Annotated in this window: 9 protein-coding genes; 2 read left to right on the forward strand and 7 right to left on the reverse strand. The window is 70.8% G+C overall.

Going from position 1 to position 15770, the window contains the following annotated elements; all coding sequences use genetic code 11:
• Positions 1-144: 144 nt before the first annotated feature.
• Positions 145-3192 (forward strand): NPCBM/NEW2 domain-containing protein, encoded by a 3048-nt coding sequence (locus tag ACGF3I_RS16740; protein ID WP_393132561.1) that lies wholly within the window; start codon positions 145-147, stop codon positions 3190-3192.
• Between the two features lie 109 nt (positions 3193-3301).
• Here the strand turns inward: ACGF3I_RS16740 and ACGF3I_RS16745 are convergent, their stop codons facing one another.
• The 7 genes from ACGF3I_RS16745 to ACGF3I_RS16775 all read right to left on the reverse strand — a co-directional run bounded on the left by ACGF3I_RS16745 (position 3302) and on the right by ACGF3I_RS16775 (position 11909).
• Positions 3302-4708 carry an NADP-dependent succinic semialdehyde dehydrogenase gene (locus ACGF3I_RS16745; RefSeq protein ID WP_393132563.1) on the reverse strand — a complete coding sequence of 469 codons (1407 nt, stop codon included), beginning with the start codon at positions 4706-4708 and terminating at the stop codon, positions 3302-3304.
• A gap of 97 nt (positions 4709-4805) precedes the next feature.
• Complete coding sequence (locus ACGF3I_RS16750) at positions 4806-5789, reverse strand: PAC2 family protein (protein WP_393132565.1); 984 nt, start codon at positions 5787-5789, stop codon at positions 4806-4808.
• Between the two features lie 256 nt (positions 5790-6045).
• Positions 6046-6735: a FadR/GntR family transcriptional regulator gene (locus ACGF3I_RS16755; RefSeq protein WP_393132567.1), complete on the reverse strand. Its 690-nt coding sequence runs from the start codon at positions 6733-6735 to the stop codon at positions 6046-6048.
• 109 nt (positions 6736-6844) lie between these two features.
• Complete coding sequence (locus ACGF3I_RS16760) at positions 6845-8473, reverse strand: FAD-dependent oxidoreductase (RefSeq protein ID WP_393132569.1); 1629 nt, start codon at positions 8471-8473, stop codon at positions 6845-6847.
• 5 nt (positions 8474-8478) lie between these two features.
• A complete protein-coding gene (gene glpK, locus ACGF3I_RS16765) occupies positions 8479-10005 on the reverse strand; it encodes a glycerol kinase GlpK (RefSeq protein WP_393132571.1) in 1527 nt (508 codons plus the stop codon).
• Positions 10006-10052: 47 nt separating this feature from the next.
• On the reverse strand, positions 10053-10829 hold the full coding sequence (locus tag ACGF3I_RS16770; protein ID WP_393132573.1) for an MIP/aquaporin family protein: 777 nt from the start codon (positions 10827-10829) through the stop codon (positions 10053-10055).
• 315 nt (positions 10830-11144) lie between these two features.
• A complete protein-coding gene (locus ACGF3I_RS16775) occupies positions 11145-11909 on the reverse strand; it encodes an IclR family transcriptional regulator (protein ID WP_393132575.1) in 765 nt (254 codons plus the stop codon).
• A 286-nt stretch (positions 11910-12195) separates the two neighbouring features.
• Between ACGF3I_RS16775 and metH the strand changes: the two genes are divergently transcribed.
• Positions 12196-15705 (forward strand): methionine synthase, encoded by a 3510-nt coding sequence (gene metH / locus ACGF3I_RS16780; protein ID WP_393132577.1) that lies wholly within the window; start codon positions 12196-12198, stop codon positions 15703-15705.
• Positions 15706-15770 lie beyond the last annotated feature (65 nt).

Consider the following 15770-nt stretch of genomic DNA (forward strand, 5'->3'; position numbering starts at 1 on the left):
GCCGGCCCGCCGCGCCCGAAGCGGCGGCAGGCCCTTGACCGCCCCCCGGACTCCTCGTGAGTCCGGGGGGCGGTTTCGTTTTTTCTGTGCTTTTCCTGAGCGCACCCCTTGGTCGCGTGCTCGTTCGTGCGCTAAACACGCTCTATGCAATCACCAATACGCACGAGAGTGGCACTCGCGGGTGCGGCCGTGCTCGGTCTGCTGGCGGTCGTCGCCGGGCCGGGCAGCGCGCAGGCCGATCCGTCCGCCGACGCTCCGGCCGACACCACCGTCGGTGACGTGACCGGCTTCCAGGCATCGGGCGGCTCCGTCTTCACGCTGCACGCGGGCGCGGCCGAGGCCAGGGTCAGTTTCGTGGCGGCCGACACCTTCCGCCTCGAACTCGCCCCGAACGGCACGTTCACCGACCCGACCGGCTCCGACATCGTCCTGCCGCAGGGCAAGCCGCCCGCCGCCCGCTGGAAGGACCGGGGCGACCGCTACGAGCTGAGCACCGACAAGGTCACCCTGCGCGCCTTCAAGTCCCCGCTGCGGTTCGCCCTGTACAAGGCGGACGGCACCCGACTGTGGGCCGAGACCAAGCCGCTCAGCTGGACCAAGGACACCACCACCCAGACGCTGTCGCGCGGCCCCGCCGAACAGTTCTACGGCGGCGGCATGCAGAACGGCCGCGGCAACACCTCGCACCGCGACCAGACCGTCCAGGTGAGCGTGGACGACAACTGGAACGACGGCGGACACCCCAACTCCGTGCCGTTCTACCTCTCGACGGCCGGCTACGGCGTCTTCCGCAACACGTACGCCCCCAATACGTACGTCTTCGGACAGCCGGTCACCGCGAGCGCCAAGGAACAGCGCTTCGACGCCTACTACTTCGCGGGCGACGCCAAGCAAGTCATCGGCGACTACACCCGGTTGACGGGCAAGCCGTTCCTGCCGCCGGTCTACGGTCTCGAACCCGGCGACTCCGACTGCTACCTGCACAACGCCAACCGCGGCGAGCGCCACACCCTCGACGCGCTCAAGATCGCCGACGCGTACAAGACCAACGACATGCCCAACGGCTGGATGCTGGTCAACGACGGCTACGGCTGCGGCTACGAGAACCTTCCCGAGACCAGCGCCGGTCTCCAGAAGGACGCGATGCACATGGGCCTGTGGACCGAGGACGGCCTCGACAAGCTCGCCGACCAGGTGAAGGCCGGCCAGCGCGTGGCCAAGCTCGACGTCGCCTGGGTCGGCGACGGCTACAAGCACGCGCTCGACGGCTGCAAGGCCGCCTACCAGGGCATCGAGGACAACAGCGACGCCCGCGGCTTCACCTGGGCCCCCGAGAGCTGGTCCGGCGCGCAGCGCTGCGGTGTCCAGTGGTCCGGCGACCAGTCGGGCAGCTGGGACTACATCCGCTGGCAGATCCCGACCTACGCGGGTGCCAGCATGTCCGGGCTCGCCTACACCAGCGGCGACATCGACGGCATCTTCGGCGGCAGCCCCAAGACCTACACCCGCGACCTCCAGTGGAAGGCGTTCCTGCCGACCGTGATGACGATGGACGGCTGGGCCGCGAGCGACAAGCAGCCCTACCAGTACGGCGAGCCCTACACCTCCATCAACCGGAACTATCTGAAGCTGAAGGAGTCCCTCCTTCCCTACCTGTACTCCTACGCCCACGAGGCGACGAAGACCGGCGTGGGGCCCGTCCGCCCGCTGGCGCTCGAATACCCCGACGACCCGAAGGCGGCCGGCGACGCGGCCAAGTACGAGTTCCTGTCCGGCGAGGACTTCCTGGTCGCGCCGGTCTACCAGGACACGGCCGTGCGCGACGGGATCTACCTGCCCAAGGGCACCTGGACCGACTACTGGAGCGGGCGCACCTACCAGGGCCCGACCACCGTCAACGGCTACAGCGCGCCGCTCGACACACTGCCCCTGTTCGTGAAGGCCGGCGCCGCCGTCCCGATGTGGCCCGGCATCCGCTCCTACCAGGACCGCACCGCGAACTCCCCGCTCGCCTGGGACGTCTACCCCCAGGGCCGCTCGTCCTTCCAGCTGTACGAGGACGACGGCGTGACCCGCGCCCACCGCAGCGGCGCCTACGCCACCCAGCGGGCCGACGTCAGCGCCCCGCAGCGCGGATCCGGTGACGTGAGCATCCACGTGGGCGCCAGCAAGGGTCGGTTCACGGGCAAGCAGACCGCCCGGCCCTACCAGTTCACCGTGCACACCGGCAGCGCGCCCGCCCAGGTCGAGGTGCAGGGCCGCAAGCTCGCGCGGCTCGGCTCGAAGGCCGCGTACGACAAGGCCGCCGGCGGCTGGTTCTACGACGCGGCCGACCGCGGCGGCGTCGTCCTGGTGAAGACCGCGACGCTGCGCACCGACACGGCGTTCGAGGTGCGGCTGAAGGACACCAGCGCGGTCGGCGGCAGGACACCGGGCGCCGCCGTCACGCTGGCCGCGCCCGTCGCGCAGGAACTGGGCGCGGGCACCCCGGGCACGGTCGCCGTGGACGTCACCGCCGGCGCCAGGGACGCCCGTGACGTCCAGGTCTCGCTCGCCGCGCCGGCCGGGTGGACGGTGGCCCCGGCCGCCCCGCTCGACCGCGTCCCGGCCGGCGCCACCCGGCGCGTCGAGGTGGGGATCACCCCCGCCAAGGACGCCAGGCCCGGCGAGGCCACGCTGACCGTCAACGCGGCCTCCCGCGGCGGCAGTTCGCAGCAGCGCATCGCGGTGTCCGTGATGCCGGCGCCGCCCTCGGGGCAGGCCTGGGCGAGCGACCTGGTCTGGCTGACCTCGTCCAACGGTTACGGTCCGCCCGAGCGCGACCGCTCCAACGGCGAGTCCGGCGCGGCCGACGGCCATCCGCTCACGCTCGCGGGCACCTCGTACGCCAAGGGCATCGGCGCCCACGCCGACTCCGACATCGAGATCTACACCGGCGGGAAGTGCACGGCCTTCACCGCCGACGTCGGCATCGACGACGAGATCAACGGCTACGGGGAGGTGGCCTTCTCCGTGGAGGCCGACGGCAAGGTGCTGTGGACCTCGCCGAAGGTGACCGGCGCCTCGGCCACCGTGCCGGTGGACGTCCCGCTCGCCGGAGCGCGCCACGTCCGCCTGAGGATCACCGACACCAACAACTCCAAGTCCGGCGATCACGGCGACTGGGCTGCGGCGAAGTTCAGCTGCGCCTAGCCGGCACGCGGCGCCGGACGGGGGGCCGTCCCCGTCCGGTGCCGCGCCGTGCACATGTGACGCCTCGTCAGCAAGTGCTTCGGTAGGCGGACTTGTTCCACGGACGGGGTCAGGAGTCGTCGGGCTCCGCCCCGTGCCACACCGTCGTCACGTTGCAGAATTCGCGGATCCCGTGGCCGGAGAGCTCGCGGCCGTAGCCGGAGCGCTTCACGCCGCCGAACGGCAGGGCCGGGTGCGACGCGGTCATCCCGTTGAAGAACACCCCGCCCGCCTGGAGGTCGCGCACGCAGCGCTCCTGCTCGGCCTCGTCCCGGGTCCAGACGTTGGAACTCAGGCCGAACGGCGTGTCGTTGGCGACCGCGAGGGCCTCGTCCAGGTCGCGCACCCGGTAGAGCGTGGCGACCGGGCCGAAGGTCTCCTCGCGGTGGATGCGCATGTCGGCGGTGACCCCGGCGAGGACGGTGGGCAGATAGAACCAGCCCCGGCCGTCCCCCTCGGGTCGGCCGCCGCCGCACAGCGCGGTCGCGCCCTTGCGCACGGCGTCGTCCACCAGCTCCTCCAGATCGGTGCGGCCCTGCTCGCTGGCCAGCGGGCCGACGTCGGTGTCCTCGTCGAGCGGATCGCCGACCTTCAACTCCCTCATGCCCGCGGTGAATTGCTCGGCGAACGTGTCGTAGACGTCGGCGTGCACGATGAACCGCTTCGCGGCGATGCAGGACTGGCCGTTGTTCTGCACCCGTGCGGTGACCGCGGTCCGCGCGGCGCGCTGCACATCGGCGGAGGCGAGCACCAGATAGGGGTCGCTGCCGCCGAGTTCGAGCACGGTCTTCTTGATCTCGTCGCCGCAGATCGCGGCGACCGAGCGGCCCGCGGGCTCGCTCCCGGTCAGGGTCGCCGCCGCCACCCGCGGATCGCGCAACACCTTCTCCACGCCGTCGGAGCCGATCAGGAGCGTCTGGAAGCAGCCGTCGGGGAAGCCCGCGCGGCGGAAGAGGTCCTCCAGGTACAGCGCGGTCTGCGGCACGTTCGAGGCGTGCTTGAGCAGGGCCACGTTGCCCGCCATCAGGGCGGGGGCGGCGAACCGGACGACCTGCCACAGCGGAAAGTTCCACGGCATCACCGCGAGGACCACGCCGAGCGGCCGGTAGTGCACCCGGGCCCGCTCGGCCCCCGAGTCGCGCACGTCGTCCCGGTCGGGCTCCTCGTCGGCGAGCAGCTCGGCCGCGTGCTCCGCGTACCAGCGCATGGCCTTCGCGCACTTGGCGGCCTCGGCGCGCGCCGCCACCAGGGGCTTGCCCATCTCCAGGGTCATGGTGCGCGCGATGTCGTCGCGGTCGGCGTCGAGCAGGTCGGCCGCGCGCAGCACGAGCCGGGTGCGTTCCTCGAAGCGGGAGGTGCGATGGGCGGCGAAGGCGGCGTCCGCCGCCGCGAGCCGCCGCTCGACCTCCTCGGGGCCCATGGCACCGAAGCTCTTGAGCGTCTCACCGGTAGCCGGATTCACCGTGGCGATGGGCATACGTACGACACCTCCTGAAGGCATTGGTCCTTCGACCTTCCCGCGCTCCAGGAGGCGCCGCAACGCGAACCGCGGTCCGGCGGCCGGGCCCCGCCCGCTATTCCTCGGGTGTCTCCTCGCCGGGGTCCTCCGTCTTCGGGGGCTTCGGCGGGCGGGTACGACCGCTGGAGGTGTCCCGCAGATAGGAGCCGTCGCCCTCGGTGGCGTGGCCGCCCGCGGTGCCCTGGCCCGGGCCGGGACCGCCGTCGCGCCGGCGCAGATAGCGCTCGAATTCGCGGGCGATGGCCTCACCGGACGCCTCGGGCAGATCCGCTGTGTCCCGCGCCTCCTCCAGTGTCTGCACGTACTCGGCCACCTCGCTGTCCTCGGCGGCCAGTTGGTCGACGCCGAGCTGCCAGGCCCGCGCGTCCTCGGCGAGCTCGCCGAGCGGGATCCTCAGGTCGATGAGGTCCTCAAGACGGTTGAGCAGGGCGAGGGTGGCCTTCGGGTTCGGCGGCTGGGACACGTAGTGCGGCACCGCCGCCCACAGGCTGACCGCCGGTACGCCCGCGTGCGTACAGGCCTCCTGGAGGATGCCGACGATGCCGGTGGGGCCCTCGTAGCGGGTCTCCTCCAGGTCCATCGTCCGGGCCAGGTCGGGGTCGGAGGTCACGCCGCTGACCGGCACCGGCCGGGTGTGCGGAGTGTCGCCCAGCAGTGCGCCGAGGACCACCACCATCTCGACGCCCAGCTCGTGCGCAAAGCCCAGGATCTCGTTGCAGAACGAACGCCAGCGCATCGACGGCTCGATGCCCCGTACGAGCACCAGGTCGCGCGGCTTGTCACCGCCGACCCGCACCACCGAGAGCCGCGTGGTGGGCCATGTGATCTTGCGGACCCCGCCGTCCAGCCACACCGTGGGCCGGTTGACCTGGAAGTCGTAGTAGTCCTCCGCGTCGAGCGCGGCGAAGACCTCGCCCTTCCACACCCCGTCCAGGTGAGCGACCGCGGAGGAGGCGGCGTCGCCCGCGTCGTTCCAGCCCTCGAACGCGGCGATCATGACCGGGTCGACCAGCTCGGGAACGCCCTCCAGCTCGATCACCCAGTGCCTCCCTCCGAAGTTCCCTTGCGTACGTCTCAACCTTACGGCTTCAGACCTACCCAGCCGCAGCCCCCGTGCACGGGTGCGCGGGCTCGGATTCGTCCGAGCTATGCGGGTTCGGCGTGGACGTTCGTTCAGCGATTCATCCAGGTGCGGGTCGTGGTCGCTCTGTGCGCAGTTCCCCGCGCCCCTGGCTGCGCCGGTGCCGGCCCACGTCGGGCATGTCAGCCCGTCCGGCGTTTGAGGACGAGCGCCCTCAAGGCGCGATCGGGGGCGCGGGGGGCGAGGCCCCCGCCGGGCGGGGCGGGGCGAGGTGGATCGTGGCCCAGGCCCGCGCCGTCTCCGCGTCCCGCCCCCGCAGCGCCCCCAGGATCGCCCGGTGCTCGCGGAGCGTACGGCTCACCGCGTCCTTTTGCGTGAGCCCCCGCCATACCCGCGCCCGCGTCGTCGGCCCGGACAGGCCGTCCAGGAGGGAGCACAGCACCGTGTTCCCGGAGCCCGCCACGATCCCGCGGTGGAATGCGAGGTCGGACGCCGCCAGTTCCGCCACCGACGGCGTGTCCCCGAGCGCGTCCAACTGGGCGCCCAGCGCGTCGAGTTCGGCGTCCGTGAGCCGCGTCGCCGCCATCGCCGTCGCGGCCGGCTCCAGGATGCGGCGCACCGCGAGGAACTCCAGCGCCGTGTCGTCGCGGTGGAAGTCGGCGACGAAGCCCAGCGCTTCGAGCAGCATCTGCGGGTCCAGGCTGGTGACGTAGGTGCCGTCGCCCTGGCGCACGTCCAGGACGCGGATCAGGGACAGCGCGCGTACCGCCTCGCGCAACGAGTTGCGGGACAGGCCGAGTTCGGCCGCGAGTTCGCTCTCCTTGGGGAGCCGGTCGCCGGGCCGCAGTACACCGGAGACGATCATTTCCTTGATCTTCTCGATGGCCTCGTCGGTGACAGCCACGGGGCGACCTCCACACATCCGACGAATCGGCCCCCATTATGCGCGCCGGGGAACGCCGAAGGGGCGGCTCCCGCGAAGGAGCCGCCCCTCAACCGCCGTCGGCGTGGCGTCAGTTCTTCTTCCGCAGCAGGTCGTCGACCTTGCCGCGGATCTCGTCCGTGGCCAGGCCCCGGATCGTCAGGGTCGTACGGCGGCGCAGCACGTCGTCCGCGGTCTCGGCCCACTCGTGGTCGCGGGCGTAGGCGACCTGGGCCCAGATCTCCGGGGCGTCCGGGTGGATGCGCTCGGCGAGCGAGGTGTCCTCGTCGGCCAGCCGCGCGATGTCGAAGGACAGCGAACCGTAGTGCGTGGCCAGGTGCTTGGCGGTGTCGGCCGCCATCTGCGCGCCGGGCGCCCGGCCGTCCAGCATCAGGCGGTGGGCGACGGCACGCGGGTTGGCGATGCCGGGCAGCGGCATCTTGCCGGGCAGCGCGGAGATCGGCTCGAAGTCGTTGCCGAGCGGGTGGCCCGGCAGCTGCTCCAGCTTCTTCATCACGGTGCGGCCGATGTGGCGGAAGGTCGTCCACTTGCCGCCGGCCACCGACAGCATGCCGCCGCGGCCCTCGGTGACGACCGTCTCGCGCTTGGCCTTCGAGGTGTCGCCGGGGCCGCCGGGCAGGACCCGCAGGCCGGCGAAGGAGTACGTGATCAGGTCGCGCGACAGCTGCTGGTCACGGATCGAGAACGCGGCCTCGTCCAGGATCTGCGCGGTGTCCGCCTCCGTGACGCGGACGTCCGCCGGGTCGCCCTCGAACTCCTCGTCGGTGGTGCCGAGCAGGAGCATGTCCTCCCACGGCAGGGCGAAGGTGATCCGGTACTTGTCGATGGGGGTCGCGAGCGCGGCCTTCCAGGGGGCGGTGCGCTTGAGGACCAGGTGCGCGCCCTTCGACAGGCGTATGGAGGGCGCCGCGGCCGGGTCCTCCATCGTGCGCAGGTGGTCGACCCAGGGGCCGGTGGCGTTGAGGACGAGGCGCGCGTCGACACCGAACTCCTCGCCGTCCATGCGGTCCTTGAGCTCGGCACCGGTGACCCGGCCCTTGGTGAAGCGCAGTCCGGTGACCTCGGCGTGGTTGAGCACGACCGCGCCGGCCTCGACGGCGGCGCGCACCGTCATCAGGGCCATGCGGGCGTCGTTCATCTGGTCGTCGCCGTACACGGCCACGGCCTTCAGGTTGTCCGTGCGCAGCTCCGGCACGTCGGCCGCGGCCTTGGCGGGGGAGAGCAGGTGGCCGACGCCGTCACCGAAGGCGGACAGCGCCGAGTAGGCGAACACGCCCGCGCCCAGCTTGGCGGCGCCGTGCGGGCCGCCCTTGTACACCGGCAGGTAGAAGGTGAGCGGGTTGGCGAGGTGCGGGGCCACCTGACGGGACACCGCACGCCGCTCGAAGTGGTTCTCCGCGACCAGCTTCACCGCGCCGGTCTGCAGGTAGCGCAGACCGCCGTGGAGCAGCTTGGAGGAGGCGGAGGAGGTGGCGCCGGCGAAGTCGCCGGCGTCCACCAGGGCCACCCGCAGACCGGACTGCGCGGCGTGCCAGGCGGTGGAGATGCCCAGGATGCCGCCGCCGATGACCAGGAGGTCGTACGTCGCCTTGGACAGCTGCTCCCGGGTCTCGGCGCGGCTCACTGCCTTGAAGGAAGACACAGTGGAGCCGGGGGCCGGGTGCGTCCCTACGGCAGGGACGCTCTGCAGGGTGGTCATGTCGATTACTCCTCGTCCTCGATCCAGCCCATGGTCCGCTCGACGGCCTTGAGCCAGTTCTTGTACTCGCTGTCACGCTGGTCGGCGTCCATGCGAGGGGTCCATTCCGCCGCCCGGCGCCAGTTGGCGCGCAGTGCGTCGGTGTCCGGCCAGAAGCCGACGGCCAGGCCGGCGGCGTAGGCGGCGCCGAGGCAGGTCGTCTCGGCGACCATCGGGCGCACCACCGGCGCGTCCAGGAAGTCCGAGAGGGTCTGCATCAGCAGGTTGTTGGAGGTCATGCCGCCGTCGACCTTCAGCGCGGTCAGCTCGACGCCGGAGTCCTTCGTCATGGCGTCGCTGATCTCGCGGGTCTGCCAGGCGGTGGCCTCAAGGACGGCGCGCGCGATGTGCGCCTTGGTGACGTACCGGGTCAGGCCGGCGATCACACCGCGGGCGTCGGGGCGCCAGTACGGGGCGAACAGGCCGGAGAAGGCCGGCACGAAGTAGGCGCCGCCGTTGTCGTCGACCGAGGACGCGAGCGTCTCGATCTCCGCGGCGGTCTTGATCATGCCCATCTGGTCGCGCATCCACTGGACGAGCGAGCCGGTGACGGCGATGGAGCCTTCGAGGGCGTAGACCGGCTTCTGGTCGCCGATCTGGTAACCGACCGTCGTCAGCAGGCCGTTGTAGGAGTTGACGGGCTTGTCACCGGTGTTCATCAGCATGAAGGTGCCGGTGCCGTAGGTGGACTTGGCCTCGCCCTCGGAGAAGCAGGTCTGGCCGAACAGGGCCGCCTGCTGGTCGCCGAGCGCGGAGGCGACGGGGATGCCGTCCAGGACGCCGCCCTTGGCGTGCCCGTACACCTCGGCGGAGGAGCGGATCTCGGGCAGCACGGCCGCCGGGATGTCCATGGACTGCAGGATCTTCTCGTCCCACGCCATGTCGTGCAGGTTCATCAGGAGGGTGCGCGAGGCGTTGGTGACGTCCGTGACGTGCACACCGCCGTCGGTGCCGCCGGTCAGGTTCCAGATGACCCAGGAGTCCATGGTGCCGAAGAGGATGTCGCCGCGCTCGGCGCGCTCGCGCAGTCCCTCGACGTTGTCGAGCAGCCAGCGCACCTTGGGGCCCGCGAAGTACGAGGCGAGCGGAAGCCCGGTCTGCCGGCGGAAGCGGTCCTGGCCGACGTTGCGGCCGAGCTCGCGGCAGAGCGCGTCGGTGCGGGTGTCCTGCCAGACCAGCGCGTTGTGCACGGGCTCGCCGGTGTTCTTGTCCCACATCAGCGTGGTCTCGCGCTGGTTGGTGATGCCGATCGCCTTGACGTCGGCGGCGGTGATGCCCGCCTTCTCGACGGCTCCGGCCACGACCTCCTGGACGTTGGTCCAGATCTCGGCGGCGTCGTGCTCGACCCAGCCGGGCTTGGGGAAGATCTGCTCGTGCTCCTTCTGGTCGACCGCGACGATGCGGCCGTCCTTGTCGAAGACGATGCAGCGGCTGGACGTGGTGCCCTGGTCGATGGCCGCGATGAAGGGCCCGGTGGAGTGGATCTCGCTCATGGGTGGGTGCTCCTGGGAAGTCCGAAGGGGTTTCTCGACGTGTCTCGTCAGGCGAAGGCGATGTTGTAGATGCCACCGGCGATCGCGCCGCCGACCAGCGGTCCGACGACCGGGATCCACGCGTAGCTCCAGTCCGAGCCGCCCTTGTTGGGCAGCGGGATCAGGGAGTGCACGATGCGCGGGCCGAGGTCGCGGACCGGGTTGATGGCGTAGCCCGTCGGACCACCGATCGAGAGGCCGATGCCGACCACGACGAGCGAGGTGATCAGGACACCGATGACGCCGAGTCCCTTGCCGTCGCCGTTCAGGCCCTGGGTCAGGATGGCCAGCACCAGCACGATGGTGGCGATGACCTCGGTGACCACGTTCTGGACCACGTTGCGGATCTCGGGACCGGTGGAGAACACGCCGAGCACGGGCCCGGCCTCGCTCTCGCGGGCCTCGACCGCCTTGCCGTCACCGATGATCTCGGGGTCGGTCAGATGGGCGTGGAACTGGCCGTAGTAGGCCAGCCACACGAGCACCGCGCCGAGCATGGCGCCGAGGATCTGTCCGCCGAGGTACACGGGGACATCGCTCCACTTGGTGCCGCCCTCTATCGCGAGACCCAGGGTCACCGCGGGGTTGAGGTGGGCACCGGAGAGCGGTGCGGAGATGTACGCGCCGGTCAGGACCGCGAAACCCCACCCGAAGGTGATCGCGAGCCAGCCCGCGTTACGGGCCTTCGAACGCTTCAGCGTGACGGCGGCGCAGACGCCGCCGCCGAGCAGGATGAGTACGGCGGTACCGATGATCTCGCCGATGAAGATGTCGTGGCTGGACACCCGCGACTCCTTTGTCCTTCGTCCAGGGGGAAACCCCAACAGGCAGAACACCGGGTCTCCCCGGTGATCCGCGCCCTCAAGGTTGAGAGCTGCCGGCCCTTGGCGTTGTCACACTCTAACTCGTATTGCCGGTAGGTGTTCGACAATGCCGACCGCTGCACGGCAGTTTTGTCCCCGGGTCACGGCACGTCAAGACTTCTGTGACCGGAATCCCTGATCGTTACCAGGTGGTACGAACCGCCAAACCCGGACCCGGCCGCACGGGCAAGATCATGCACTGGTATGGGCCTACGGGGCCGGGCGCCAGGGGTGGCCTCAGAAGCGGCCGGCGCCCAGGTCGCGCGAGACGGCGCGGGCGCAGTCGCGCACCGCGGCCACGAGCTCGGGCCGCACCTCGCCGTCGGCGCAGACGCGCTCCACGGCGCCGGTGACGCCCACCGCGCCGACCGGCATCCGGCGGCGGTCGTGGATCGGGGCGGCCACCGAGGCCACCCCGTCCCAGGTCTCCTCGACGTCCGAGCCCCAGCCGCGCGCGCGGGTCAGGTCGAGCAGCTCCTCGAAGCCCTCGGGCGCGGTGACCGTGCGCGGCGTGAACGCCTCGTGCACGTTCTCCACGGCTTCGGTGTGCGCGACCGGGTCGTACGCGGAGAGCACCTTGCCGAGCGCCGTGGAGTGCAGCGGCTGCATGGCACCCACCTCCAGCACCTGGCGGCTGTCGTCGGGCCGGAACACGTGGTGCATGATCAGCACGCCCTGCTGGTGGAGCACGCCCACGTACACGCTCTCGCCGCTGGAGCGCGCCAGGTCGTCCGTCCACACCAGGGCGCGGGCCCGCAGCTCGTGGACGTCGAGATAGCTGTTGCCCAGGCGCAGCAGCTCGGCGCCCAGCTGGTAGCGGCCCGAGGCCTGGTCCTGTTCCACGAAGCCCTCGGCCTGCAGGGTGCGCAGGATGCCGTGCGCGGTGCCCTTGGCCAGGCCCAGTGAGGACGCCACCTCGGACAGGCCCAGGCGCCGCTCGCCCCCGGCGAGCAGCCGCAGCATGGCCGCCGCCCGTTCGAGCGACTGGATGTTGCGCGCCATCGCGCTCCCTCCCTTTCGGGCACTGCTGAACCGGCTCCGCCGCCGAGCGGCCGGCTCCCACATCTACTGGTTCGACAATGCTGAACACTATCGGCCGTTGCCGACCTCGTGTCACCGTGGCCGCATCCCTGTGCCCACTTCAGGACAGCGAGCCGCCCCGCGCACCACCCGTCCGCCCGCTGATACGCCCGCGCGCGGCCGGGGGCCGCCCGGTTAGGCTGGCCGCGTGCGCCCTCCCACCGGACGGCGCAAAGCCGACAGCCGTCGCACTCCAGGGAGCACATCCATGGCCTCGTTGCCGACCCCTTCCGCTGACAGCCGGACCCGTATCGACGCCCTCCGTGAGGCGCTCGCCACCCGGGTGGTGGTGGCCGACGGTGCGATGGGAACCATGCTGCAGGCGCAGGACCCCACCCTGGAGGACTTCCAGGACCTCGAAGGCTGCAACGAGGTCCTCAACGTGACCCGGCCCGACATCGTGCGCAGCGTGCACGAGGCCTACTTCGCGGTCGGCGTGGACTGTGTGGAGACCAACACCTTCGGCGCCAACCACACGGCGATGAGCGAGTACGACATCCCCGAGCGGGTCTTCGAGCTGTCGGAGTCCGGCGCGCGGATCGCCCGCGAGGTCGCCGACGAGTTCACCGCCTCCACCGGACAGCAGCGCTGGGTGCTGGGCTCCATCGGTCCCGGCACCAAGCTGCCGACCCTCGGCCACATCGACTACGCCACGCTGCGCGACGGCTTCCAGGCCAACGCCGAGGGCCTGATCGCGGGCGGCGCGGACGCCCTGATCGTCGAGACCACCCAGGACCTGCTCCAGACCAAGTCCGCCATCCTCGGCGCCCGCCGCGCCATGGAGGCGGCCGGGGCCGACCTGCCCCTGGTGGTCTCGCTCGCCTTCGAGACGACCGGCACCATGCTGCTGGGCTCCGAGATCGGGGCCGCGCTGACCGCTCTGGAACCGCTCGGCGTCGACATGATCGGCCTGAACTGCTCGACCGGTCCCGCCGAGATGAGCGAGCACCTGCGCTACCTCACCCGGCACTCCCGCATCCCGCTCCTGTGCATGCCGAACGCGGGCCTGCCCGTCCTGACCAAGGACGGTGCCCACTTCCCGCTCGGCCCCGAGGGCCTCGCGGACGCGCAGGAGAACTTCGTCCGCGACTACGGGCTCTCCCTGGTGGGTGGCTGCTGCGGTACGACACCGGAGCACCTGCGCCAGGTCGTGGAGCGGGTGCGCGGCGCCGCCCCGGGCGAGCGCCACCCGCGCCCCGAGCCGGGTGCGGCCTCGCTCTACCAGACCGTGCCGTTCCGCCAGGACACCGCGTACATGGCGATCGGGGAGCGGACGAACGCGAACGGGTCGAAGAAGTTCCGGGAGGCGATGCTGGAGGGCCGCTGGGACGACTGTGTGGAGATGGCCCGGGACCAGATCCGCGAGGGCGCCCACATGCTCGACCTGTGCGTCGACTACGTGGGCCGTGACGGCGTGGCCGATATGGCGGAGCTGGCGGGTCGTTTCGCGACCGCGTCGACGCTGCCGATCGTGCTGGATTCGACCGAACTGCCGGTGTTGCGGGCGGGGTTGGAGAAGCTGGGTGGCCGGGCGGTCATCAACTCGGTCAACTACGAGGACGGCGACGGGCCCGAGTCGCGGTTCGTGAAGGTGACCGAACTGGCGGTGGAGCACGGCGCCGCGCTGATCGCGCTCACCATCGACGAGGAGGGCCAGGCCCGCACCGTCGAGACCAAGGTGGCCATCGCCGAGCGCCTCATCGCCGATCTGACGGGGAACTGGGGGGTGCACGAGTCGGACATCCTCATCGACACCCTCACCTTCACCATCTGCACGGGTCAGGAGGAGTCCCGCAAGGACGGTGTCGCCACGATCGAGGCGATCCGTGAGCTCAAGCGCCGTCATCCCGAGGTGCAGACCACGCTGGGCCTGTCCAACATCTCCTTCGGCCTCAACCCGGCCGCCCGTGTCGTGCTCAACTCCGTGTTCCTGGACGAGTGCGTGAAGGCCGGCCTGGATTCGGCGATCGTGCACGCCTCGAAGATCCTGCCGATCGCGCGCCTGGAGGAGGAGCAGGTCAAGGTCGCCCTCGACCTGATCTACGACCGGCGCGCGGAGGGCTACGACCCGTTGCAGCGGCTGATGGAGCTGTTCGAGGGCGTCAACATGAAGTCGATGAAGGCGGGCAAGGCCGAGGAACTGCTCGCGCTGCCGCTGGATGAGCGCCTCCAGCGCCGCATCATCGACGGCGAGAAGAACGGTCTTGAGGCCGACCTGGATGAGGCCCTCCAGGACACCCCCGCGCTCGACATCGTCAACAACACCCTGCTCGCCGGCATGAAGGTGGTCGGGGAGCTGTTCGGTTCGGGGCAGATGCAGCTGCCGTTCGTGCTGCAGTCGGCCGAGGTGATGAAGGCGGCCGTGGCGCATCTGGAGCCGCACATGGAGAAGTCGGACGCGGAGGGCAAGGGCACGATCGTCCTGGCCACGGTGCGCGGTGACGTCCACGACATCGGCAAGAACCTTGTCGACATCATCCTGTCCAACAACGGCTACAACGTCGTCAACCTCGGCATCAAGCAGCCCGTCTCCGCGATCCTGGAGGCCGCCGAGGAGCACCGCGCCGACGTCATCGGGATGTCCGGTCTGCTGGTGAAGTCGACGGTGATCATGAAGGAGAACCTGGAGGAGCTCAACCAGCGCAAGCTGGCGGCCGAGTACCCCGTCATCCTCGGCGGCGCGGCCCTCACCCGCGCCTACGTCGAACAGGACCTCCACGAGATCTACGAGGGCGAAGTCCGCTACGCCCGCGACGCCTTCGAAGGCCTGCGCCTCATGGACGCGCTGATTGGCGTCAAGCGCGGTGTGCCCGGCGCCGTCCTGCCCGAGCTCAAGCAGCGCCGCGTTCCCAAGCGGGAGACCCCGCTCCTGGAGGTGGAGGAGCCCGAGGGCTCGGTCCGTTCGGACGTGGCCACCGACAACCCGGTGCCGGCCCCGCCGTTCTGGGGCACCCGCGTCGTCAAGGGCATCCCGCTCAAGGAGTACGCCTCCTGGCTGGACGAGGGCGCGCTGTTCAAGGGCCAGTGGGGCTTGAAGGAGGCCCGCGCGGGCGGGCCCACGTACGAGGAGCTGGTGGAGCACGAGGGCCGCCCGCACCTGCGCGGCTGGCTCGACAAGCTGCACACCGAGGGCCTCCTGGAGGCGGCCGTGGTCCACGGCTACTTCCCGTGCGTGTCCAAGGGCGACGACCTCATCCTGCTGAACGAGGACGGCTCCGAGCGCACCCGCTTCACCTTCCCGCGCCAGCGCCGGGGCCGCAGGCTGTGCCTCGCGGACTTCTTCCGCCCGGAGGAGTCCGGCGAGACGGACGTCGTGGGGCTCCAGGTCGTCACGGTCGGCTCCCGCATCGGCGAGGAGACCGCCAAGCTCTTCGAGGCCAACGCCTACCGCGACTACCTCGAACTGCACGGCCTGTCCGTCCAGTTGGCGGAGGCGCTCGCCGAGTACTGGCACGCCCGGGTGCGCTCCGAGCTCGGCTTCGCCGGCGAGGACCCCTCGGACGTGGCGGACATGTTCGCGCTGAAGTACCGCGGCGCGCGCTTCTCGCTCGGCTACGGGGCCTGCCCCGACCTGGAGGACCGCGCCAAGATCGCCGAGCTGCTCGGACCGGAGCGGATCGGGGTGCACCTCTCCGAGGAGTTCCAGCTCCACCCCGAGCAGTCCACCGACGCCATCGTCATCCACCACCCGGAAGCCAAGTACTTCAACGCCCGATGACCGGCCGCCCCCGGTAATTCAGCGCACGTTCAGCGGCCCGGACGTACACTGGTCGGCCCAGTCAA

Origin of the sequence: Streptomyces sp. NPDC048111, assembly GCF_043202815.1 — a bacterium.
In the GTDB taxonomy this organism is placed as follows: domain Bacteria; phylum Actinomycetota; class Actinomycetes; order Streptomycetales; family Streptomycetaceae; genus Streptomyces.